17 protein-coding genes are annotated in these 23082 nt (G+C 41.5%); 13 read left to right on the top strand and 4 right to left on the bottom strand.

The window, feature by feature from the left end; translation table 11 throughout:
* Positions 1-23 precede the first annotated feature (23 nt).
* Entirely contained in the window at positions 24-590 is a 567-nt protein-coding gene (gene satP / locus PSE83_RS17785) for an acetate uptake transporter (RefSeq protein ID WP_004905651.1), read from the bottom strand.
* A 335-nt stretch (positions 591-925) separates the two neighbouring features.
* Between satP and dnaK the strand changes: the two genes are divergently transcribed.
* Positions 926-2842, top strand: coding sequence for a molecular chaperone DnaK (gene dnaK, locus PSE83_RS17780; RefSeq protein ID WP_004905650.1), 1917 nt, complete (start codon positions 926-928; stop codon positions 2840-2842).
* 110 nt (positions 2843-2952) lie between these two features.
* Positions 2953-4086: a molecular chaperone DnaJ gene (gene dnaJ / locus PSE83_RS17775; protein WP_004905648.1), complete on the top strand. Its 1134-nt coding sequence runs from the start codon at positions 2953-2955 to the stop codon at positions 4084-4086.
* A gap of 67 nt (positions 4087-4153) precedes the next feature.
* Here the strand turns inward: dnaJ and PSE83_RS17770 are convergent, their stop codons facing one another.
* Positions 4154-5554, bottom strand: a complete 1401-nt coding sequence (locus tag PSE83_RS17770) for an amidohydrolase (RefSeq protein WP_094961931.1) — start codon at positions 5552-5554, stop codon at positions 4154-4156.
* Between the two features lie 121 nt (positions 5555-5675).
* A complete protein-coding gene (locus PSE83_RS17765) occupies positions 5676-6524 on the bottom strand; it encodes an EamA family transporter (RefSeq protein WP_004905644.1) in 849 nt (282 codons plus the stop codon).
* A gap of 389 nt (positions 6525-6913) precedes the next feature.
* Between PSE83_RS17765 and nhaA the strand changes: the two genes are divergently transcribed.
* Together nhaA and nhaR are read left to right on the top strand one after the other, a co-directional pair.
* On the top strand, positions 6914-8089 hold the full coding sequence (gene nhaA, locus PSE83_RS17760; RefSeq protein ID WP_004905642.1) for a Na+/H+ antiporter NhaA: 1176 nt from the start codon (positions 6914-6916) through the stop codon (positions 8087-8089).
* A gap of 189 nt (positions 8090-8278) precedes the next feature.
* Positions 8279-9199 (top strand): transcriptional activator NhaR, encoded by a 921-nt coding sequence (gene nhaR, locus PSE83_RS17755; protein ID WP_004914690.1) that lies wholly within the window; start codon positions 8279-8281, stop codon positions 9197-9199.
* 55 nt (positions 9200-9254) lie between these two features.
* On the opposite strand, the gene rpsT is transcribed toward nhaR, so the two are convergent.
* On the bottom strand, positions 9255-9515 hold the full coding sequence (gene rpsT / locus PSE83_RS17750; RefSeq protein ID WP_004914688.1) for a 30S ribosomal protein S20: 261 nt from the start codon (positions 9513-9515) through the stop codon (positions 9255-9257).
* A 588-nt stretch (positions 9516-10103) separates the two neighbouring features.
* On the opposite strand from rpsT, the gene ribF reads away from it, so the two are divergent.
* The 9 genes from ribF to PSE83_RS17705 all read left to right on the top strand — a co-directional run bounded on the left by ribF (position 10104) and on the right by PSE83_RS17705 (position 23056).
* A complete protein-coding gene (gene ribF, locus PSE83_RS17745) occupies positions 10104-11042 on the top strand; it encodes a bifunctional riboflavin kinase/FAD synthetase (RefSeq protein WP_096864532.1) in 939 nt (312 codons plus the stop codon).
* Positions 11043-11070: 28 nt separating this feature from the next.
* Positions 11071-13881, top strand: coding sequence for an isoleucine--tRNA ligase (gene ileS / locus PSE83_RS17740; protein WP_110592418.1), 2811 nt, complete (start codon positions 11071-11073; stop codon positions 13879-13881).
* The gene (lspA, locus tag PSE83_RS17735; protein ID WP_004905631.1) at positions 13881-14384 is read left to right on the top strand and encodes a signal peptidase II; all 504 of its coding nucleotides are present in this window, start codon (positions 13881-13883) and stop codon (positions 14382-14384) included. Before ileS ends, lspA begins: the two co-directional genes overlap by 1 nt.
* An 82-nt stretch (positions 14385-14466) precedes the next feature.
* Positions 14467-14937, top strand: coding sequence for an FKBP-type peptidyl-prolyl cis-trans isomerase (fkpB, locus tag PSE83_RS17730; protein ID WP_004905629.1), 471 nt, complete (start codon positions 14467-14469; stop codon positions 14935-14937).
* Positions 14918-15871, top strand: coding sequence for a 4-hydroxy-3-methylbut-2-enyl diphosphate reductase (gene ispH, locus PSE83_RS17725; RefSeq protein ID WP_004905626.1), 954 nt, complete (start codon positions 14918-14920; stop codon positions 15869-15871). Before fkpB ends, ispH begins: the two co-directional genes overlap by 20 nt.
* A 289-nt stretch (positions 15872-16160) precedes the next feature.
* Positions 16161-16982 (top strand): 4-hydroxy-tetrahydrodipicolinate reductase, encoded by an 822-nt coding sequence (dapB, locus tag PSE83_RS17720; RefSeq protein WP_110592416.1) that lies wholly within the window; start codon positions 16161-16163, stop codon positions 16980-16982.
* A 445-nt stretch (positions 16983-17427) separates the two neighbouring features.
* The gene (carA, locus tag PSE83_RS17715; protein WP_153673989.1) at positions 17428-18591 is read left to right on the top strand and encodes a glutamine-hydrolyzing carbamoyl-phosphate synthase small subunit; all 1164 of its coding nucleotides are present in this window, start codon (positions 17428-17430) and stop codon (positions 18589-18591) included.
* A gap of 14 nt (positions 18592-18605) precedes the next feature.
* The gene (gene carB / locus PSE83_RS17710; protein ID WP_272661008.1) at positions 18606-21827 is read left to right on the top strand and encodes a carbamoyl-phosphate synthase large subunit; all 3222 of its coding nucleotides are present in this window, start codon (positions 18606-18608) and stop codon (positions 21825-21827) included.
* A 203-nt stretch (positions 21828-22030) separates the two neighbouring features.
* Positions 22031-23056, top strand: a complete 1026-nt coding sequence (locus tag PSE83_RS17705) for a MerR family transcriptional regulator (protein WP_004905612.1) — start codon at positions 22031-22033, stop codon at positions 23054-23056.
* Positions 23057-23082 lie beyond the last annotated feature (26 nt).

The raw sequence follows: 23082 nt of genomic DNA, 5'->3' as shown, positions 1-23082 counted from the left end.
AAAATCACATACGTTAGTTAAATTTAACCACGTTGGCCAATCGGTAATACCGTTTTGCCATATTGCTCATTTAATATTTCTGCGACCGCTAAATAAAATGCGCTAGCGCCACAGATAATTCCTTCAAAACCAGCAAATTTTAGTAATGCTGCATTTCCCGTAATATTGCCAATCGCTAATAAAGCGAATAATACAGTTAAGCTACCAAAGACAAATTGCAAAACAAAATTAGCTTTGAAGGTTCCTAAAAACATGAAAAAGGTAAAAATTCCCCAAATAGCGAGGAAAACACCTAAAAACTCAGGTGAAGTTGCTTCGGCTAATCCCATTGAAGGCAAAAATAATAACCCCACTAATGCAATCCAAAACATACCGTAAGAGGTAAATGCAGTTGCACCGAATGTATTGCCTTTTTTGTATTCAATCAGACCTGCAATAAATTGAGCAATACCACCATAAAAAATGCCCATACTTAAAATAACGGATGAAAGAGGGAAAAAACCTGCATTATGAATATTCAGCAGGATGGTTGTCATACCAAAGCCTAGTAAACCAAGTGGGCCTGGATTTGCAAGAGAGCTAGACTGCATATAACCTCTGGTAAAATATAAAAAATTCAAATAGATAAAAACAAAAAGGTTTTGCCAAAGTGACAGCGGCGGCGCATCATACGCAGTTTTAATTGTTTAAACCATGATCACAAGACAGGTTTTTTTGCAATAAATGCAAATTTTTTTGATTCTCCCCCTTGATGAATGAATTTGTGACCCCATCTTAAAAGCATCAACTGATATCAATCCAAATTATTGCGTATTGAAAAATAATTTAGGCTCAGAGTGAAAACTCCCTTGAAAATGAAATATTGAGCCTCATATAGATTGATATCGAAATCATAGTGAAAAGAATTCCTTTGGAGGCGTTTTAGATGGGTAAAATTATTGGTATCGACTTGGGTACAACTAACTCATGCGTTGCAATTATGGATGGTACTACAGCTCGTGTTCTGGAGAACAGCGAAGGTGATAGAACTACTCCTTCCATCATTGCGTACACTCAAGATGGTGAAATTTTAGTTGGTCAGCCAGCGAAACGTCAGGCAGTGACTAACCCAGAAAATACTTTATTTGCAATTAAACGTTTGATTGGTCGTCGTTTCCAAGACGAAGAAGTTCAGCGCGACGTTTCTATCATGCCATATAAAATCATTGCGGCTGATAACGGCGATGCTTGGTTAGATGTGAAAGGCCAAAAAATGGCTCCACCACAAGTTTCAGCTGAAGTTCTGAAAAAAATGAAGAAAACAGCAGAAGACTATTTAGGTGAGCCAGTAACAGAAGCAGTTATTACTGTACCAGCTTACTTTAACGATGCTCAGCGTCAAGCGACTAAAGATGCTGGCCGTATTGCTGGTTTAGAAGTAAAACGTATCATTAACGAACCAACAGCAGCTGCATTAGCATACGGCTTAGACAGAGAAGTTGGTAACCGTACTATCGCGGTTTATGACTTAGGTGGTGGTACATTCGACTTATCAATCATCGAAATCGATGAAGTTGATGGCGAAAAAACGTATGAAGTTCTGGCTACCAATGGTGACACACACTTAGGTGGTGAAGACTTTGATACACGTTTAATCAACTACTTAGTTGAAGAATTTAAGAAAGAACAAGGTGTTGACCTGCGTAACGACCCGTTAGCAATGCAACGTCTGAAAGAAGCTGCAGAAAAAGCGAAAATTGAGCTGTCTTCTGCACAACAAACAGATGTTAACCTGCCGTATATTACAGCAGATGCAACAGGTCCTAAACACATGAATATCAAAGTGACTCGTGCGAAATTAGAGTCACTGGTAGAAGATTTAGTTAAGCGTTCTATGGAGCCAGTTAAAGTTGCTCTGCAAGACGCAGGCTTAAGCGTGAGCGAAATCAACGATGTTATCTTAGTTGGTGGTCAAACACGTATGCCAATGGTTCAAAAAGTTGTTGCTGATTTCTTTGGTAAAGAACCACGTAAAGACGTTAACCCAGATGAAGCGGTTGCAATGGGTGCGGCAGTTCAAGGTGGTGTTTTAGCGGGTGATGTTAAAGACGTTCTGTTACTTGACGTAACTCCTCTGTCTTTAGGTATCGAAACCATGGGTGGCGTGATGACTTCGTTAATTGCGAAGAATACCACTATCCCAACTAAACATAGCCAAGTGTTCTCAACAGCTGAAGATAACCAAGCAGCGGTAACTATCCATGTTCTGCAAGGTGAGCGTAAACGCGCAAGTGACAACAAATCACTGGGGCAGTTTAACTTAGATGGTATTCAACCTGCACCACGTGGTATGCCACAAATCGAAGTGACTTTTGATATCGATGCGGATGGTATCTTGCATGTTTCTGCTAAAGATAAAAATAGTGGACGTGAGCAAAACATCACCATTAAGGCTTCTTCAGGTCTGAATGATGAGGAAATCGAAAAAATGGTACGTGATGCAGAAGCAAACGCTGAAGCTGACCGTAAATTTGAAGAGCTAGTTCAGGTTCGTAACCAAGCTGACCAATTAGTTCACGGTACTCGTAAACAAATCGAAGAAGCCGGTGATAAATTACCAGCTGAAGATAAAGCGAATATCGAAAAAGCAACTTCTGAATTAGAAGCAGCAGCAAAAGGTGAAGACAAAGCGGATATTGAAGCGAAAATCCAAGCTTTAGTCACGGCATCTGCAAAACTTCTGGAAATCGCACAGCAACAAGCTCAAGCGGGCGGTGCAGCTGGCGCTGGCGCAGAAGCGAAAAAAGATGATGATGTTGTTGATGCTGAATTCGAAGAAGTTAACGACAAAGACAAAAAATAATGCCCTTAGCGGGCGCAGTAACTATAGCAATGATAGTTAATGGTTACTGATACCGGATACGGGCGTCGAGGCAACTCTACGCCCGTTCCGCATGTTAAGGGTAAAATTAAATGGCAAAAAGAGATTTTTATGAGGTATTAGGCCTCGAAAGAAATGCATCGGATAAAGATATTAAGCGTGCTTATAAGCGCTTAGCGATGAAGCATCACCCTGACCGTAATCAGGGTGATAAAGGTTCAGAAGATAAATTTAAAGAGATCAAAGAAGCTTACGAAGTTCTTTCTGACGAGCAAAAACGTGCGGCTTATGACCAGTATGGTCATGCTGCGTTTGAGCAAGGTGGAATGGGCGGAGGCGGTGGCTTCGGTGGTGCGGACTTTAGTGATATCTTTGGTGACGTCTTCGGTGATATTTTTGGAGGCGGCCGCAGACAGCAGCGCCCAAGCCGTGGTTCTGACCTACAGTACAACATGGAACTGACTCTCGAAGAGGCTGTCCGTGGAGTGACCAAAGAAATCCGTATTCCAACCTTGGAAACCTGTGACGTTTGTCATGGTAATGGTGCGAAACCAGGAACTAGTGCGGATACGTGCTCAACCTGTCACGGTATGGGCCAAGTCCATATGCGCCAAGGCTTTTTCTCTGTACAACAGCCTTGTCCAACGTGTCATGGTCGCGGTAAAGTTATCAAAGATCCATGCAACAAATGTCATGGCCATGGCCGTGTTGAAAGATATAAAACACTGTCAGTTAAAATTCCAGCAGGTGTAGATACAGGTGACCGTGTTCGCTTGTCAGGAGAAGGTGAGGCCGGAGAAAACGGGGCACCAGCAGGAGATTTATTCGTTCAGGTTCATGTGTTGCCTCATAATATTTTTGAGCGTGATGGTAATAACCTGCACTGTGAGGTTCCAATTAACTTTGCTGATGCAGCACTGGGTGGCGAAATTGAAGTACCAACCCTTGATGGCCGTGTAAAACTGAAAATCCCAGCAGAAACCCAAACCGGTAAAATTTTCCGTATGAAAGGAAAAGGTGTGAAATCGGTACGTGGTGGTCTGCAAGGTGATTTAATGTGCCACATTGTTGTTGAAACCCCCGTTAAACTCAATGAGAAACAAAAAGAGTTGCTCAAAGAGTTTGGTGAATCATTAGGTGGAAAGAGCGGTGAGAAGAACAGCCCGCGCTCTAAAAGCTTTTTAGATGGCGTTAAGAAATTCTTTGATGATTTAACTAATAAATAATTAGTTAATAATTGGAAAAGCTAGAATGGCTGACTGAGCATATTGCCAAGTCAGCCATTTTTTTATCTTATTTTACGACTTCACCACTAGCAACCACAGTTTCGCGGACTTTACTGGCAAAATCTTGAGCTTCTTTGATAATTGTATTTTCATCAGCAGTCAGTATTTTACGGTCTTGCATCAATACCTTGCCATCAACAATAGTATGGCGAACATTGGCTCCATTTGCGCCATAGACTAATGCGGCATAGGGGCTATACATAGGAACCATATTTGGTGATTTGGTATCAATAACAATGATATCAGCTAATTTCCCTGCTTCGAGAGAGCCGAGTTTGTCTTCCATATGTAATACCCGCGCAGAGCCCATGGTCGCCATCTCAACAACAGTGATTGGTGGCATCGCTGCTCTATCTTTATTGGCTAGTTTGTGAATTTTACCGACTAAATTTAGCTCATTTAACGTCGTTAGCGTATTACTCGACATTGGTCCATCCGTTCCCAAACCAACGCGGATCCCCTTTTCCAGCATGGTTGTCACAGGGGCAACACCTTTAGCAGACTTAGTATTCGCACTGATATTATGCGCAACGCCGACATCATACTGCTTGAGTAGATCCATATCCTTTTCATCAACCATAATGGCGTGCGCTGCAATAACTTTATTATTCAGTGCGCCAATGTCAGCCATATATTGTACAGGGCTTTTCCCTCCTGTACGTTTGGCTATTTCTTCTTGTTCACGGTCAGTTTCCGCCAGATGGATCATTACTGGAACATTAAGTTCTTGAGATAATTTTGCTATTTTCTGTAAATGCTCTGTTGTATTGGTATAAGGCGCATGAGGCGCAAAAGCAGGGGTGATACGTGGGTGATCTTTGTATTGATTGATAAAGTTGACTGCATAATCGATACCTTCATCTGCATTTTTTGCATCAGCGACGGGAAATTGAATCACTGATTCCCCAAGAACCGCTCTTAGTCCAATTTTATCAACGGTTTTAGCCACTTCATCTTCAAAGTAATACATATCAACGTAAGTTGTGACGCCACCTTTAATCATTTCAATATTCGCAAGGTTGGCCCCAACTCGTACCATTTCACGGGAAACCATTTTATTTTCTAATGGGAAAATATAACGGTGTAAACGGTCTGGCACATCATCGGCTAAGGAACGAAACACGGTCATAGATGCATGTGTGTGAGTGTTAATTAGCCCTGGCATGACAATATCGCCATTAACATTCAGGACATTAGGTGCTTGATAATTTTGAGCAAGTTCAGGGCCACCAACCGCAATAATTTTATTGCCTTTGATGACAACCGTGCCATGGTCAATAACCTGTTTTTTAGCATCCATTGTTAAGATGGTTCCATCTACGATTATGGTGTCCGCGGGGATAGCTGAAAAACTAGGAAAAGAAGCACTAATAATGGAAATAGCCAGTAAAGATTTTAAAAGCGACATTTTGGCCTCATATCTGGTGAGAAAATATAACAATTATGGGTAAATAAAAAGCAATAATACGATTTTGAATAAAGCTAAATTAGTTGCTTGATAACCAAACATTCAAATAATAACAATTTTATTAATGACTTAATTTTGCTAATAAAACACCAAAAACAATAACAACACAGGCAATGACTCGCATGACGTTGAATTTTTCTTTAAGAAAAGCAATGGATAAAAACATGGCAAATAGTACGCTAGTTTCTCTAACTGCGGCGACCATGACAATCGGTGCTTGGCTCATCGCCCATATGGCAATGCCATAGCTAATGAGTTGCATTAACCCACCTAGCAACCCTGAACGCCAGTATTGTTGAATTCCAACAAGTAAGGCACCACGATATTTGATAAGGCCAGGTACAGCTAACACAATCCCATTTAAAAGAAACAACCAAAGTGTGTACACGACAGGGTCTTCACTTGCTCTGGCACCATAGCCATCGGATAGGGTATAGCAAGCCGTAAAGAAGGCGGTTGATAAGGCAAAAACTAGTGCTTTTCCCTTAATATTCAATGTGAATTTTTTACCCGCAAAAGCAATGAGCACTACGCCACTAATAATGCACAAAACACCAATAAGACCCATTAGAGGAATGAGCTCGTTAAATAGCAAAGCACCTAGTACTGCTGTCATTAATGGCGCAGAACCACGTGATATTGGGTAAATTTGGCTTAAATCGCCATGTGTATAAGCCTGACTTAAAAAATAGGTATAGCCAATATGAAACAGTACCGATAACGCTAACCAATGGATAGCTTCTGGTGATGGTAGGCCTAACCAAAGTATTGCTGGTATCGCTAAGGCGCCAGAAAAAACAGAAATCATGACTAGGCCGAAAAAACGGTCATTACCAAATTTAACTATAGCGTTCCAGCTTGCATGGCAAAAAGCTGCAAACAGCACAGAAAGTAATACGTAAGTTGTCATCGTTAAATTGTAATCATTAGTATTTTATTAGCAATCTAAACACATTGTTTTGCGAAACGTTTGGCAAATATTTTGTAAATAGTCTTCCATATTTATCGTTTTTACAAAAGGTATCGAAGAAAGAAACAGGCAAGTTTTTCTTGTGCAAATAAAAGGGATAAATTTTGATGTACTAGAAAAGTTGAATTTATAAAGTCTGTTTATCACAAAATTTATTATTTGTTTTTATAAAAGTTGTCTATAGTAAAATTAACGTTTTTTTCTCATTTGCCGTGATCTCTAACCCAAATAAGTCGGTAATTCCGAGTGTTAAGCGATAAATAAACGATTTTTTACGAATTAATAATTAGCATAGTATTAACATTCAAAAAAACATTGGGGTTAACTATATGACAGCAATTATTCGTAAATTTTTAAGGTTAGAAGCAGCAGGGGGCTTACTTCTGATTATTGCTGCCATAGTCGCTTTAATAATGGCTAACTCACCATTACAAGGGGCTTATCAGCAATTTTTAGATATTCCTGTATCCATTAAAATATCAGAGTTTGGTTTAGATAAGCCGCTGATATTATGGATTAATGACTTCCTAATGGCGATTTTCTTTTTGGTGGTCGGCCTTGAAGTAAAGCGCGAATTATTAGAAGGATCCCTTGCAGGACGTGATAAAGCGATATTTCCAGCAATCGCAGCTTTAGGAGGGATGATTGCCCCAGCATTAATTTACTTATTATTTAATGGTGGAGATGCAGTTACCCAGCAAGGTTGGGCAATACCTGCCGCTACAGACATTGCTTTCGCGCTAGGTGTGATGGCCTTATTAGGTAAGCGAGTACCAACAGAACTTAAGGTGTTCTTATTAGCATTAGCTATTATTGATGACCTTGGTGTTATCGTGATTATTGCCTTTTTCTATACAAGTTCTGTTTCCTTGGTTGCATTGGGGTTGTCAGCACTGTGCATTGCCATTCTCTGTATGATGAATTGGCGTAGAGTAGAGAATACAGCGGCTTACTTAGTTATTGGGTTAATATTATGGGTGTGTATTTTGAAATCTGGAGTGCATGCCACATTAGCAGGGGTCATTGTTGGCTTCTTGATCCCTTTACATGGTACTAACCAGACCAAACCTTCAGAAGAATTGGAACACGTTTTACATCCATGGGTTGTTTACTTAATTCTACCTATTTTTGCGTTTGCTAATTCGGGTGTGCAACTTCAAGGTGTGACTTTTGAAGGTTTGTTGAGCCCACTGCCATTAGGAGTCGCTGCGGGGCTAATTTTGGGTAAGCCAATTGGGATTTTTCTGTTTAGTTGGATTTCGGTAAAACTTGGGTTTGCAAAATTGCCAGAGTCGATTAACTTAAAACAAGTTTTTGCCGTTTCTGTACTGTGTGGGATCGGTTTTACTATGTCTATTTTTATAACCGGCCTCGCATTTGATGGGTTGGATGAGGTGTATAGTACCTATTCACGTCTAGGAATCTTGATTGGTTCTACGTTAGCTGCATTTTTAGGTTACTTTATGTTAAGAGTAGTGTTACCGAAACAAAAAGAACTAACCTAGTACAAGTTTATTGTGTAATTTTGCAAATTATTAGTAAGAATTTCCGAACTAATAATCTATGATATACCGTAGTGTGTTTTTTAATACACTACGGTATTCATTTTAAAGGCTCTGAAAAGTATGAGCTGCGGGTAAATGTGTATGGTCAATAGCGGTTACATAGCTAGTGACGGTACCGAAGGAATCGATATGCGGGTTTCACATCTTAATTTTAACCATCTTTACTACTTCTGGCATGTATGTAAAGAAGGCTCTGTCGTCGGAGCAGCAGAAGCGCTTTACCTGACTCCTCAGACAATTACAGGGCAAATAAAAGCATTGGAAGAGCGATTAGGTGGAAAGTTATTCAAAAGGCAGGGGCGAGGTTTGGTGCCATCTGAGCTTGGGCAATTAATTTTTCGCTATGCAGATAAAATGTTCATGCTTAGCCAAGAAATGCTAGATATCGTCAATTACAGCCGTGAATCTAATTTATTGTTTGATGTTGGGGTCGCAGACACGCTCTCAAAACAGCTAGTTAGTAAAATATTAGAGACTACGGTTGTTGAGCATGAACAAATTCATTTACGTTGTTTTGAATCAACGCATGAATTACTATTAGAACAGCTTAGCCAACATAAATTAGATATGATTTTGTCTGACTGCCCTGTGGACTCATCACAACAAGAAGGCTTGTTCTCGGTGAAGTTGGGCGAGTGCAATATGAGTTTCTTTTGTCGTCAGCCGATCCCTAAAAAGCCATTTCCTGAATGTTTAGAGGAACGTCGCTTATTGATTCCAGGGCGGCGATATTTGTTAGGTAGGCATATCTTAGCTTGGATACGAAATAAAAACCTGCAAGTAGAAGTGTTAGGTGAGTTTGATGACGCAGCGCTTATGAAAGCATTTGGCATGCATTATAACGCGATTTTTGTTGCTCCATCGCAGTATACACCTGACCTTTTAGGTGGCGAAGATATTGTAGAGTTAGGCCGTTTAGAGAGCGTAAAAGAAGAGTACTACGTTATTTTTGCAGAAAGAATGATCCAGCACCCAGCCGTGCAGCGAGTGTGTAATAAAGATTTCTCAGATTTATTTTCAGTTCCGCTTGATAGCTTAGATAAAAAATAGTAACAAATAAAAAACCGGCATAAGCCGGTTTTTTTAAGCTAATCAAGAAGCAAAATTACATTGCTTTGATTTGAGCAACTAAGTTAGCTTTATGACGTGCTGCTTTATTTTTGTGGATCAGGCCTTTAGTAGCATGGCGATCAACAATAGGTTGCATGTCATTGAATGCTTTCTGAGCAGCTTCTTTATCGCCTGCAGCGATAGCAAGGTAAACTTTCTTGATAAAAGTACGTACCATAGAGCGACGGCTAGCGTTATGCTGGCGACGTTTCTCTGACTGAACGGCACGTTTCTTAGCTGATTTGATATTAGCCAAGGTCCAACTCCCAAATGTATTCTATTGAGGACAATTCAAAGGTCGAGGAATATGCCCTTTCGCCCTTCATTTGTCAATGGATTTGTGCAAATAAACATCGTGTACTTCGATGCTCATGCGTTGTGAATGGTGCAAGATTCTATCAGCAAATATAAGAAGAATACAGATCTTAGCGTGAAAAAATGCATAATTGATGGCAGAAATTTAAAAAGAACTAAGGGTAAAAATATTTTTTAGTCTGTCAATCAGTGGGTAGTATGAAAATTAAACATGTTGTGGTTGTTTTTTGTTCTTTTTAATCGTTTGGTTATAACCATTGAAGTGTAAAACATAAAAATATAATATTTTTAGAGACCTTGGAACAAATTTGTTGTATTGATAATCCATTGGTTACCCCAAAGTTTTTGATATTCGAATCCAATAGCTCTGCTTGGGAGCGTAATAACCCACTAATTGCATAAAAATAGTGCGGAAAAAATCGTGTAGAGATCAAAAAAATAGGGTTTAATGAAACCTTTTGCGAACTAAGGTTAACCTTATGCGTCGTACAAGGTATAATCCTGCAATTTCCTCGGTATTGAGCCTGTTATGGAGCTAATTCGCGGTATACAGAATATCCGGGCGTGCCACCATGGTTGCGTGCTGACTATCGGTAATTTTGATGGTGTTCATCGTGGGCATCAGGTTTTACTTCAAAATTTGAAACTTAAGGGTGCGCAGTTAGGGTTGCCAACTGTCGTGATGATATTTGAGCCACAGCCCCTTGAATTTTTTATTGGTGACAAAGCGCCAGCGCGTTTGACGCGTTTGCGAGACAAAGTTAAATACCTTGCAGATAGTGGTATTGATTACCTCTTATGTGTTGAATTTAACCAGCACTTTGCGTCATTAACACCTGCTGAGTTTGTTTCTGACTTACTTGTCAGTAAGCTTGGTGTAAAGTACCTCGCTATAGGTGATGATTTCCGCTTTGGGAAAAATCGCATGGGGGACTTTGCTTTTTTACAACAAGCGGGTAGTGAATTTGGTTTTGAAGTTGCAGATACAGAAAGCTTTTGTGATTCAGGGCTCCGTATCAGCAGTACAGCGATACGAAAAGCCATTCAAGAAAATAATCTTGAATTAGCAGAAAGCCTATTAGGGCACTCTTATCGTATTAGCGGGCGAGTGGTTCATGGTAACCAACTTGGTAGAACAATAGGTTTTCCAACGGCAAACCTACCGTTAAAACGTTTAGTCACACCAGTAACTGGTGTATATGCTGTAGAAGTTTACGGTTTAGGTGATAAGCCTTTACCGGGTGTGGCAAATATTGGCACACGTCCGACTGTATCTGGAAAAGGAACACAGTTAGAAGTTCATCTGATTGATGCAAATATGGATTTATATGGGCGTCATATCGATGTAGTGTTACGTAAGAAATTACGTGATGAGCAGCGGTTTGCTTCGTTGGAAGCGCTTAAGGAGCAAATTGCTAATGATGTAATTGCAGCGAGAGAGTATCTTACTGCAATAGGAATCAGATAATTTAGCGGAAAATTGGAACTGAGAATCGATGAGTGACTATAAAAATACCCTGAATCTACCGGAAACAGGGTTCCCAATGCGTGGCGATCTCGCTAAACGCGAACCACAGATGTTAGAGCGCTGGTACAAAGAAGGTTTGTATCAGGCAATCCGTAAAGCAAAATCGGGCAAGAAAACCTTTATTCTGCACGATGGTCCTCCGTATGCTAACGGCAGTATTCATATTGGTCACTCAGTTAACAAAATTCTCAAAGATATTATTATTAAGTCCAAAGGGTTGGCGGGTTATGATTCTCCATACATCCCAGGTTGGGACTGCCATGGATTACCGATTGAACATAAAGTTGAACAAATCGTCGGTAAGCCAGGGGAAAAAGTTTCCGCTGCTGAATTTCGTGCACAATGCCGTCAATACGCTAAAGAGCAAATTGAAGGGCAAAAAGCTGATTTCATGCGTCTTGGTGTTTTAGGTGAGTGGGATAAACCTTATCTAACAATGGATTTTAAAACCGAAGCTCATATTATCCGAGCATTGGCTAAAACCATTGCAAATGGCCATTTAGTGAAGGGGGCAAAACCTGTTCACTGGTGTACTGCTTGCGGTTCTTCATTAGCGGAAGCTGAAGTTGAATATTATGATAAAACCTCGCCATCTATCTATGTTCGCTTCCCAGCCGTAGATGGCAAAGCTGTGTGCGAAAAATTTGGCATTGTTAGCGAAAAAACACCTTCGTTAGTCATCTGGACAACAACGCCTTGGACTTTGCCAGCTAACCGCGCGATTTCTTTAAACCCTGAGTTTAAATATGATTTAATCGAAGCAAATGGTGAGTTACTCATTTTAGCTGCTGACCTTGTCGAAGAGGTAATGAAAACGATAGGGGTTGAAGCGTGGGCAGTTCTAGGGGAGTGTGAGGGTTCTGCACTTGAACTTTTACGTTTCAATCATCCATTTATGGGCTTTGATGTGCCTGCAATTTTGGGTGACCATGTGACATTAGATGCGGGTACTGGTGCTGTTCATACTGCACCAGGCCACGGTCCTGAAGACTATGTGGTTGGTCAGAAATATGGCTTAGAAACAGCGAACCCTGTAGGGCCAGATGGTTGCTTCTTACCAAATACTTACCCAACATTAGATGGTGTGTTTATTTTTAAAGCTAATGACCTTATCGTTGAATTATTGAACGAAAAAGGCGCATTACTATACAAACAAGCGATTCAACACAGCTATCCATGCTGCTGGCGCCATAAGACTCCAGTTATCTTCCGTGCTACGCCACAGTGGTTTATCGGTATGGATAAAAACGGTTTACGTGAACAATCGCTGAAAGAAATTGATATTGTTCAATGGATCCCGGGTTGGGGGCGCGCACGTATTGAATCAATGGTTGAAAACCGCCCAGACTGGTGTATTTCTCGTCAACGTACTTGGGGTACCCCAATGTCGTTGTTTGTTCATAAAGACACTGAAGAGTTACACCCTCGTACATTAGAATTAATGGAAGAAGTGGCTAAGCGTGTTGAAGTGGATGGCATCCAAGCATGGTGGGATCTTGACCCAGCAGAGCTGTTGGGTGATGAAGCCGAAACATATCGTAAAGTACCTGATACCTTAGACGTATGGTTTGACTCAGGTTCAACGCACTTTGCGGTTGTGGACGCACGTCCTGAATTCCATGGTAATTCAGCGGATATGTACCTTGAAGGGTCAGATCAACACCGCGGCTGGTTTATGTCATCATTGATGTTATCAACCGCAATGAAAGGTAAAGCACCTTATCGCCAAGTATTGACACATGGCTTCACTGTTGATGGCCAAGGCCGCAAAATGTCTAAATCTTTAGGCAACACAGTGAGCCCTCAAGATGTCATGAATAAACTGGGTGCAGATATCTTACGTTTATGGGTTGCATCAACGGATTACACTGGCGAAATCGCGGTTTCAGATGAAATTTTAAAACGCGCGGCTGACTCATACCGCCGTATTCGTAATACTGCACGTTTCTTACTGGCTAACTTAAATGGTTTTAATCCTGAAACCGACATGGTGAAACCAGAAGATATGGTGGTTTTAGACCGCTGGGCGGTGAGCCGTGCTTTAGAAGCTCAGCAAGAGATAGCCAAAGCTTATGATGAGTACGATTTCTTATCTGTTATCCAAAGATTAATGCATTTCTGCTCCATTGAAATGGGGTCATTTTATCTGGATATCATCAAAGACCGTCAATACACCGCGAAAAGTGATAGCTTAGCGCGCCGTAGCTGCCAAACTGCGTTATTCCACATTGTTGAAGCATTAGTGCGTTGGATGGCTCCGGTTCTGTCGTTTACTTCTGATGAAATTTGGAATGAGTTACCAGGAAAACGCGCTCAATTTGTTCTTACCGAAGAGTGGTATGACGGCTTATTTGGTTTAGATGAATCAAATGAAATGAACAACAGCTTCTGGGCTGAGTTGTTAGCGGTTCGTGGTGAAGTGAATAAGGTGTTAGAACAAGCGCGTACTGATAAGCTTATCGGGGGCTCATTAGAAGCCGCTGTGACTTTGTATGCCGATAAAGCTCTGGCTGAAAAACTACAAAGCCTTGGTGATGAATTACGCTTTGTTTTACTGACATCACAAGCCCATGTCGCTGATATTGCAACGGCTCCAGCAGATGCGCAAGAAAGCGAATTGAAAGGCCTAAAAATTGCTTTCAGTAAAGCGGCGGGTGAAAAATGCCCTCGTTGCTGGCATTATGCAAGTGATATCGGTTCTTCGAGCGAGCAACCAGAAATTTGTGGTCGCTGTGTCACTAACGTAGCCGGTAACGGTGAAACGCGTAAGTTTGCTTAATGAAGACGCCAGTTTGTTCTACCGGTTTGCGTTGGTTATGGTTGACCATTGTGATCATCGTTGCGGATTTAGGCATTAAGCAATTAGTGCTTAGTGATCTAAATCTGTACGAGCCACACCCGATAATGCCATTTTTCAACATAATGTACGCACAAAATTTCGGAGCGGCATTCAGTTTCTTGGCTGATGAAGGTGGTTGGCAACGTTGGTTCTTTGCGGGTATTGCAATTGGGATATCTGTAATCTTGATGGTTATGATGTATCGCCAAAGTGCACAAAAACGCCTATCAAATATTGCTTATGCATTGATTATTGGCGGTGCTATCGGTAATTTAAGCGACCGTTTAGTCCATGGCTTCGTTATCGATTACCTTGATTTTTACGTTGGTAATTGGCATTGGCCGACATTTAACCTAGCGGATATGGCGATATGTATTGGTGCGGCACTTGTCATTTTTGAAGGTTTTTTACCTGATAAATCAAAGCAAGAAAAAGCCAAATAAGATGGCAGCGTACTAGGTTAGAATGTAATAACTCACAGCCCAGATTTTCTGGGCTGAATTTTATGATAAATAGGTTTGGTTTATGTCTACTCAAATACAGGCACAGAGCTCTGTTTTACTGCATTTCACATTGAAATTGGAAGATGGCTCTACAGCTGACTCCTCGCACGCACAAGGAAAGCCTGCGTTATTTGTTTTAGGGAATGACTCCTTATCGCCAGAACTTGAAGCCCAATTGATTGGCCTTAATGAAGGTGAAAAGAAAAGTTTTTCGCTGCCCGGAGATACTGTTTTTGGGAAACATAACCCTGACTTAGTTCAATATTTTTCATTGCGTGATTTTATAGAAACAGGCATTCCTGAAATTGGTACGATAATGCTATTTACGGCGATGAATGGCAGTGAAATGCCAGGTGTAGTAAAATCAATTGAAGGTGAGTCGATTACTATTGATTTTAATCACCCTCTCGCAGAGCAGCAGATTAGTTTTGATATCGAAGTGCTTGAAGTAGACCCGCAATTGGAGAATCACAATGCAAATATTAATGGCTAACCCTCGTGGGTTTTGTGCAGGCGTAGACCGCGCAATTAGCATCGTAGAAAGGGCGTTAGAAATATATGGTGCTCCGATTTACGTTCGTCACGAAGTGGTTCATAACCGTTATGTTGTTGATGATTTACGTCAACGTGGTGCTATCTTTATTGAGGAAATCTCAGAAGTACCAGATGGGTCTATTTTGATTTTTTCTGCGCATGGCGTTTCCCAAGCTATTCGTCAAGAAGCTCGCTCTCGCGATCTCACCATGTTATTTGATGCGACTTGTCCTTTGGTTACGAAAGTTCATATGGAAGTTGCACGCGCTAGCCGTAAAGGCAAAGAGGCTATTTTAATTGGCCACGCTGGGCATCCAGAGGTCGAAGGTACGATGGGGCAATATAGCAACCCTGAAGGTGGGATGTATCTTGTTGAAAGCCCAGAAGATGTTTGGAAACTGAAAGTGAAAGATGAAAATAATCTCTCTTTCATGACACAAACAACGCTTTCTGTTGATGATACTTCTGATGTCATTGATGCGCTGACATCTCGCTTTCCAAGTATCGTTGGGCCTCGTAAAGACGATATTTGTTATGCAACGACTAACCGCCAAGAAGCAGCGAGAGAGCTTGCAGAACGCGCTGATGTTGTTTTAGTCGTCGGTTCTAAAAACTCATCAAACTCAAATCGTCTTGCAGAGTTAGCTTCGCGTATGCAAAAACCAGCCTATTTAATTGATGGTGCAGAAGATATTAAAACGGAATGGTTAGCGGATAAAAATATTATTGGCTTAACTGCTGGGGCATCTGCTCCTGATATTCTAGTTAGGCAAGTTATTGATAGACTTAAAGAATTAGGGGCTGATTCTGTTGTTGAATTGCAAGGGCGTGAAGAAAATATCGTCTTTGAGGTTCCTAAAGAATTAAGAGTTGAGGTTAAAGAGATTAATTAATCATTTGATTTCAATTACAGGAACAGCCGCTTTATGATCCCGATCTCGCGGCTGTTTTAACCTTTCCATTCAAATAGTTCCTTTCGAATATCCTCTGAATTAAAACTTTTACTGATAATCCTTTCTCTCTCTACGCTTTTGTTAATAACGATACATTTTTGCTAGCGGAATATGGTCAGGATAGTTAATCTGTATCACAATCATTTCTAAACTATGGGTAAAAATAGTTTTTTTATCCTAAACAACAGTTCAAATTTATCGATTTGCATTAATTAAAAAAGGATAAGCCATGGCAAATTCAATGGTACGAGTCGCAATAGTTGGTGCCGGTGGGCGTATGGGGCGCCAGCTAATTCAAGCCGCGCAACAACAAGATGGAATTCAATTAGGTGCCGCGATTGAGCGCGAGGGCTCATCACTTATCGGGACTGATGCAGGGGAGCTCGCAGGTATCGGTAAGCTAGGTATTGCCATTGTTGATTCACTTAATCAGGTTGTTAATGATTTTGATGTTGTCATTGATTTCACGCGCCCAGAAGGGACTTTACACTATCTTGCATTTTGTAAAGCAAACCAAAAAGCCATGGTAATTGGAACGACAGGGTTTGATGAGCAAGGTAAGCAAGCTATTGCCGAAGCTGCGAAATCTATTCCTATTGTCTTTGCGGCAAATTTCAGTGTTGGTGTCAATGTGGTGCTGAAATTACTGGAAAAAGCAGCAAAAGTGATGGGAAATTACACTGATATTGAAATTGTTGAAGCACATCACCGCCATAAAGTGGATGCGCCATCAGGTACGGCTTTGGCTATGGGAGAGTCTATTGCTAGTGCACTTGGGAAAGACTTAAAAGAGTGTGCGGTATATACCCGTGAAGGTTACACCGGGGAACGAGAACCTGGAACTATTGGCTTTGCAACTATCCGTGCTGGGGATATTGTGGGTGAACATACCGCAATGTTTGCAGATATTGGGGAGCGAGTTGAAATTAGCCATAAAGCCTCTAGCCGTATGACCTTTGCAAATGGCGCAATAAAAGCTTCAGGGTGGGTTTGTGCTAAAAATAATGGGTTATATGATATGAAAGATGTGCTTAGTTTGGATGATTTGTAGTTTTTTATTTTTTATTTTGTCTTTTAAATTATGGCCTTGTAATCTATATTTATTATTATAATATCGATTTGAATTATTTTTATTCAAATCGATATTAATTGGTGTTTTCATGGTTTTTATCTTCAATTTTGCTCGTTAATTATCCTTTCTTCCTTCTTTTAGCTGGGTTATTATCAATAAACTAGTTATCTTGCTTTGCAACCGTTTACTTATTCATATTTACTGCTATTTATACTACTCATCCAACTAAAAGTGAGGTAGTTAAGTAAAAAAGTAAGATAAAAGTGAAAAAAATGCATTTTTTTCTAGACAAGACCCTATCTCATCATTAGAATGCGCGCAATTTGCCAAAAATTTGCTTAAAAACTCATTTTGGCATTGATTTAGATCGTAAAATCTGAATTAATATGCAAAAAACGTGATTTATTATTCTCCGGAGGGTGTTTTGATTAAGTCAGCTATATTGGTTCTGGAAGACGGAACCCAATTCCACGGGCGTGCTATCGGTGCAGAAGGCGCTGCAGTTGGAGAAGTCGTTTTCAACACGTCGATGACCGGATATCAAGAAATAATTACAGACCCTTCCTATTCCCGCCAAATTGTTACTCTCACTTATCCCCATATTGGTAATGTCGGCACTAATGCTGATGACGAAGAATCCCCAAATGTTCATGCACAAGGCTTAATCATTCGTGACTTACCATTGGTTTACAGTAACTTCCGCGGGCAAGAAGGGTTATCCGAATATCTAAAACGCCATAATGTCGTGGCGATTGCGGATATCGATACACGTAAATTAACACGTTTACTGAGAGAAAAAGGCGCTCAAAACGGTTGTATCATTGCGGGTGATAACCCTGATGTTGCACTCGCATTGGAAAAAGCGCGTAGTTTTTCAGGTTTGAATGGGTTGGACTTGGCAAAAGAAGTCTGCACTAAAGAGATTTATAACTGGTCCCAAGGTTCATGGACGCTGGAAAATGGCCAGCAAGGCGCGAAAACTGCGGAAGAACTCCCTCTACATGTTGTTGCTTATGACTTCGGTGCAAAGCGTAATATCTTACGTATGTTAGTTGACCGTGGTTGCCGTTTAACGGTGGTGCCAGCAACTACACCAGCAGAAACCGTATTGGCGATGAACCCCGATGGTATTTTCTTATCGAATGGCCCTGGTGACCCGGCTCCTTGTGATTATGCAATCAAGGCAATTGAAACATTCTTAACCACAGAAATCCCAGTATTTGGTATTTGTTTAGGGCACCAATTACTCGCTTTGGCCAGCGGTGCTAATACCATGAAAATGAAGTTTGGCCATCATGGCGCTAACCATCCGGTTAAAGATTTAGACAAAGATGTGGTGATGATCACGGCGCAAAACCATGGTTTTGCGGTTGATGAATCGACACTTCCCGACACACTGCGCGTGACTCACAAGTCACTGTTTGATGGAACATTGCAAGGTATTCACCGTACGGATAAACCAGCATTTAGTTTTCAAGGCCATCCAGAAGCAAGCTCAGGGCCACATGATGCGGCAAATTTGTTCGACCATTTCATTGAATTAATTAATGAATACCGTCAAAACACACCTCGTCAAAACGCACAATAATCGGGAGCAAAAAAATGGCAAAACGTACTGATATAAAAAGCATTCTGATTTTAGGTGCCGGCCCAATTGTAATTGGCCAAGCATGTGAATTTGACTATTCAGGTGCCCAAGCGTGTAAAGCACTGCGTGAAGAAGGTTACCGCGTAATCTTAGTTAACTCGAACCCAGCGACTATTATGACAGACCCAGAAATGGCGGATGCAACTTACATCGAGCCGATTCACTGGGAAGTTGTGCGTAAAATTATTGAAAAAGAGCGCCCAGATGCAGTATTACCGACCATGGGGGGCCAAACCGCATTGAACTGTGCGCTTGAATTAGAGCGTAAAGGCGTTTTAGCCGAGTTCGGTGTCACCATGATTGGGGCGACTGCTGATGCAATAGATAAAGCAGAAGATCGCCAACGCTTTGATAAAGCAATGAAAAAAATCGGCTTGGGCACTGCACGCTCAGGTATCGCACATAATATGGAAGAAGCATTTGCTGTTGCCGATGCGGTAGGCTTTCCCTGTATTATTCGCCCATCATTTACGATGGGAGGTACCGGTGGCGGTATCGCCTATAATCGCGAAGAGTTTGAAGAAATTTGTACTCGCGGTTTAGATTTATCCCCGACTAACGAATTATTGATAGATGAATCGCTGATTGGTTGGAAAGAATACGAAATGGAAGTTGTCCGCGATAAAAAAGACAACTGTATTATCGTTTGTTCCATTGAAAACTTCGATGCCATGGGGATCCATACAGGTGACTCTATCACCGTAGCACCAGCTCAAACACTGACTGATAAAGAATACCAAATCATGCGTGACGCATCGATGGCAGTATTGCGTGAAATCGGCGTTGAAACAGGTGGCTCTAACGTTCAATTTGCGGTAAACCCTAAAGATGGGCGCTTAATTGTTATTGAAATGAACCCGCGGGTTTCGCGTTCATCAGCGCTTGCCTCTAAAGCAACAGGCTTCCCAATTGCAAAGATTGCGGCAAAATTAGCCGTGGGCTATACCCTTGATGAGTTAATGAATGATATCACTGGTGGCCGTACCCCTGCATCATTTGAACCTTCCATTGACTACGTTGTGACAAAAATTCCGCGCTTTAACTTTGAAAAATTTGCGGGCACGAATGACCGACTCACAACGCAAATGAAATCGGTTGGCGAAGTGATGGCTATCGGTCGCACATTCCAAGAATCAATGCAAAAAGCGTTACGTGGGTTAGAAGTGGGCGCAACAGGCTTTGACCCGAAAGTAGCCCAAGAGGACCCTGAAGCTCTGACTCGTATCCGTCGTGAATTAAAAGATGCTGGTGGAGAGCGTATTTGGTTTATTGCGGATGCATTCCGTGCGGGGCTTTCTGTTGATGGTGTTTTCAATTTAACCAATATTGACCGCTGGTTCTTAGTGCAAATCGAAGAACTGGTACGTTTAGAAGAAGAAGTGGCTGAATTAGGTATCAATGGCCTGACCAAAGACTTCTTACGTGTACTCAAACGAAAAGGTTTTGCAGATGCCCGTTTAGCTAGTCTAGTCGGGGTTTCTGAAGCAGAACTGCGTAAATTACGTCAAGGCTATGATTTACATCCTGTATATAAACGTGTTGATACCTGTGCGGCAGAATTTGCAACAGATACGGCTTATATGTATTCCACTTATGAAGATGAGTGCGAGTCAAACCCAAATAATGCTAAACCGAAGGTGATGGTATTAGGCGGTGGGCCAAACCGGATTGGGCAAGGGATTGAATTTGACTATTGCTGCGTGCATGCATCTTTAGCGTTACGCGAAGACGGCTATGAAACCATTATGGTCAACTGTAATCCTGAAACCGTTTCAACTGACTATGACACGTCAGATCGTCTCTATTTCGAACCTGTCACCCTTGAAGACGTACTTGAAATTGTACGTATCGAGCAGCCAAAAGGCGTGATTGTGCAATATGGTGGTCAAACACCATTGAAATTAGCGAGAGCGTTGGAAGCTGCCGGTGTTCCTGTTATTGGTACGAGCCCAGATGCCATCGACCGCGCAGAAGATCGTGAACGTTTCCAGCAGGCCGTTAATCGCTTGAACTTGAAGCAACCACAGAACGCAACTGTCACAGCGATTGAGCAAGCCGTTGAAAAAGCAGCTGTTATTGGCTACCCGCTGGTTGTTCGTCCATCCTATGTACTAGGTGGCCGAGCAATGGAAATTGTATATGATGAAATCGATTTACGTCGCTATTTCCAAACCGCGGTAAGTGTCTCTAACGATGCACCAGTGCTACTTGACCGTTTCCTAGACGATGCGGTTGAAGTTGACGTAGATGCGATTTGTGACGGTGAGATGGTACTGATCGGCGGTATCATGGAACACATTGAGCAAGCAGGTGTGCACTCTGGTGATTCCGCATGTTCTCTACCTGCTTATACGCTTAGCCAAGAAATCCAAGATGTAATGCGTGAACAAGTTCGTAACCTTGCCTTTGAGTTACGTGTGCGTGGCTTGATGAACGTGCAGTTTGCAGTCAAAAATAATGAAGTTTACTTAATTGAAGTCAATCCACGTGCGGCAAGGACTGTGCCTTTTGTCTCTAAAGCAACGGGTGTGCCATTAGCTAAAGTTGCAGCGCGTGTGATGGTAGGGCAAACCTTGGTACAGCAAGGGGTGACGGAAGAGGTTATTCCACCATATTACTCTGTGAAAGAGGTGGTATTGCCATTCAATAAATTCCCTGGTGTTGACCCAATTCTTGGGCCTGAAATGCGTTCAACAGGCGAAGTAATGGGCGTCGGCCGGACATTTGCTGAAGCCTTTGCTAAAGCGATGTTAGGCAGTAGCTCGACGATGAAAAAATCAGGCCGTGCACTGTTATCTGTTCGTGAGGGAGATAAAACTCGCGTGGTTGATTTAGCTGCTAAGCTGTTAAAACACGGCTTTGAGCTGGATGCTACTCACGGCACTGCGATTGTGTTAGGAGAGGCTGGTATTAACCCACGCCTCGTCAATAAAGTTCATGAAGGTCGTCCACACATTCAAGATAGAATTAAGAATGGTGAATATGATTACATTGTGAATACCACCGCAGGGCGTCAAGCCATTGAAGACTCAAAATTAATTCGTCGCAGTGCATTGCGTTATAAAGTCCACTATGACACGACGTTGAATGGTGGGTTTGCCACTACGATGTCGCTCAGTGCAGACCCAACCGATACGGTAATCTCTGTACAAGAAATGCATGCATTAATTAAGTAATAATTTAACGTTATCTATATAAGCCTCAGTATTCAATCTACTGGGGCTTTTTTATTGCTATTCTATAAAGCCATCTCCTGACGAGAGGGAAATTGTCTGCTGATATAATGGATAAGATGGAATTTTAATAAAAAGTGCAAAGTGGTGATTGACTCTCACGTAACGTGAGGCACTAACCTTAGTCGCAATTACAGGAGGAACATATGCTATTTCAAGTTGGTGAGATCGCGGAAAAAACAGGATTAACCATCCGTACGCTTCATCATTATGAAGAAATTGGCTTATTGGTACCAACTGCAAGAACCGATGCAGGTTATCGGCTTTACAACATGCAATGCATAGAGCGTTTAACGCAAATTCAATTGTTACGGCAAGTTGGAGTCAAACTGAAAAACATCGGTGAATTACTGGATGGCCAGAGTGGAGATATGACGAGTTTGCTGCAAGAGCGAATTGCACTATTAACGGAACAAATGGAGCAAATGGCGACATTACGTAATCGATTAGAGCAATTACACAGGCAAATGCAAACGGGGAATACTTTAACTCAGGCTGATTGGTTTTCTGTATTGGAGATGATGTCGATGTTTGATAAATATTTTACCCCTCAAGAATTGGAACAATTGCCATTATATACGGCGCATACGCTGAAAAACCAAGAGTGGCAACAGCGCGTAGCAACGGTAAGCAAGCTGATGGAACAAGGTGCAACACCTCAATCTACAGAGGTGCAACAAATTGCACATGAATGGATGACAGCGTTAGAAAGAGATACCGGAGGAAACCCTGATTTCTTTGCACGACTGAATCAAATTCATTTATCGGATAACACGTTAGCTTATTCATCAGGCATTTCTGTCGCAATGATCCAATTTGTTGCAGAGGGTTTTAGTGAATACCAATTATCACTGTTTAAACCCCATTTAACCGCGGAGCAATTTGCTTTTGTTCAGCAACATTATTTTGCTTCAGGGCAGGTGTGGCCTGAGTTAATTGCGGGTTTATATAATGCATTAAAAGCCCAAAAATCCCCAGATTCACCTGAAGTACAACAATTAGCACAAACATGGTTAACGATGTTCAACCAGTTTACGGGGGGAGATCCTGAGCTACAAGAGAGAATTCGGGCTATTTATCGTGAAGATCCCAAAATTTCTCAAGGGACATGGATGACTGCAGAAATTGGTCAGTACTTATTTTCTGCTATTAGTAGTTTGATGACTGAATAAACCAAATGGCCGCTGACTAGCGGCCA

This window comes from Providencia sp. PROV150 (genome assembly GCF_028481025.1).
GTDB lineage: Bacteria > Pseudomonadota > Gammaproteobacteria > Enterobacterales > Enterobacteriaceae > Providencia > Providencia hangzhouensis.
Note: the sequence above shows the minus strand (reverse complement) of the source record. Positions and strands in the feature narration are given on the sequence as shown.

What these genes read in the sequence shown, in the direction of transcription:
- satP (WP_004905651.1), bottom strand. Translation starts at nt 590, where the DNA reads ATGCAGTCTAGCTCTCTTGCAAATCCAGGCCCACTTGGTTTACTAGGC.
- dnaK (WP_004905650.1), top strand. Translation starts at nt 926, where the DNA reads ATGGGTAAAATTATTGGTATCGACTTGGGTACAACTAACTCATGCGTT.
- dnaJ (WP_004905648.1), top strand. Translation starts at nt 2,953, where the DNA reads ATGGCAAAAAGAGATTTTTATGAGGTATTAGGCCTCGAAAGAAATGCA.
- PSE83_RS17770 (WP_094961931.1), bottom strand. Translation starts at nt 5,554, where the DNA reads ATGTCGCTTTTAAAATCTTTACTGGCTATTTCCATTATTAGTGCTTCT.
- PSE83_RS17765 (WP_004905644.1), bottom strand. Translation starts at nt 6,524, where the DNA reads ATGACAACTTACGTATTACTTTCTGTGCTGTTTGCAGCTTTTTGCCAT.
- nhaA (WP_004905642.1), top strand. Translation starts at nt 6,914, where the DNA reads ATGACAGCAATTATTCGTAAATTTTTAAGGTTAGAAGCAGCAGGGGGC.
- nhaR (WP_004914690.1), top strand. Translation starts at nt 8,279, where the DNA reads ATGCGGGTTTCACATCTTAATTTTAACCATCTTTACTACTTCTGGCAT.
- ribF (WP_096864532.1), top strand. Translation starts at nt 10,104, where the DNA reads ATGGAGCTAATTCGCGGTATACAGAATATCCGGGCGTGCCACCATGGT.
- ileS (WP_110592418.1), top strand. Translation starts at nt 11,071, where the DNA reads ATGAGTGACTATAAAAATACCCTGAATCTACCGGAAACAGGGTTCCCA.
- lspA (WP_004905631.1), top strand. Translation starts at nt 13,881, where the DNA reads ATGAAGACGCCAGTTTGTTCTACCGGTTTGCGTTGGTTATGGTTGACC.
- fkpB (WP_004905629.1), top strand. Translation starts at nt 14,467, where the DNA reads ATGTCTACTCAAATACAGGCACAGAGCTCTGTTTTACTGCATTTCACA.
- ispH (WP_004905626.1), top strand. Translation starts at nt 14,918, where the DNA reads ATGCAAATATTAATGGCTAACCCTCGTGGGTTTTGTGCAGGCGTAGAC.
- dapB (WP_110592416.1), top strand. Translation starts at nt 16,161, where the DNA reads ATGGCAAATTCAATGGTACGAGTCGCAATAGTTGGTGCCGGTGGGCGT.
- carB (WP_272661008.1), top strand. Translation starts at nt 18,606, where the DNA reads ATGGCAAAACGTACTGATATAAAAAGCATTCTGATTTTAGGTGCCGGC.
- PSE83_RS17705 (WP_004905612.1), top strand. Translation starts at nt 22,031, where the DNA reads ATGCTATTTCAAGTTGGTGAGATCGCGGAAAAAACAGGATTAACCATC.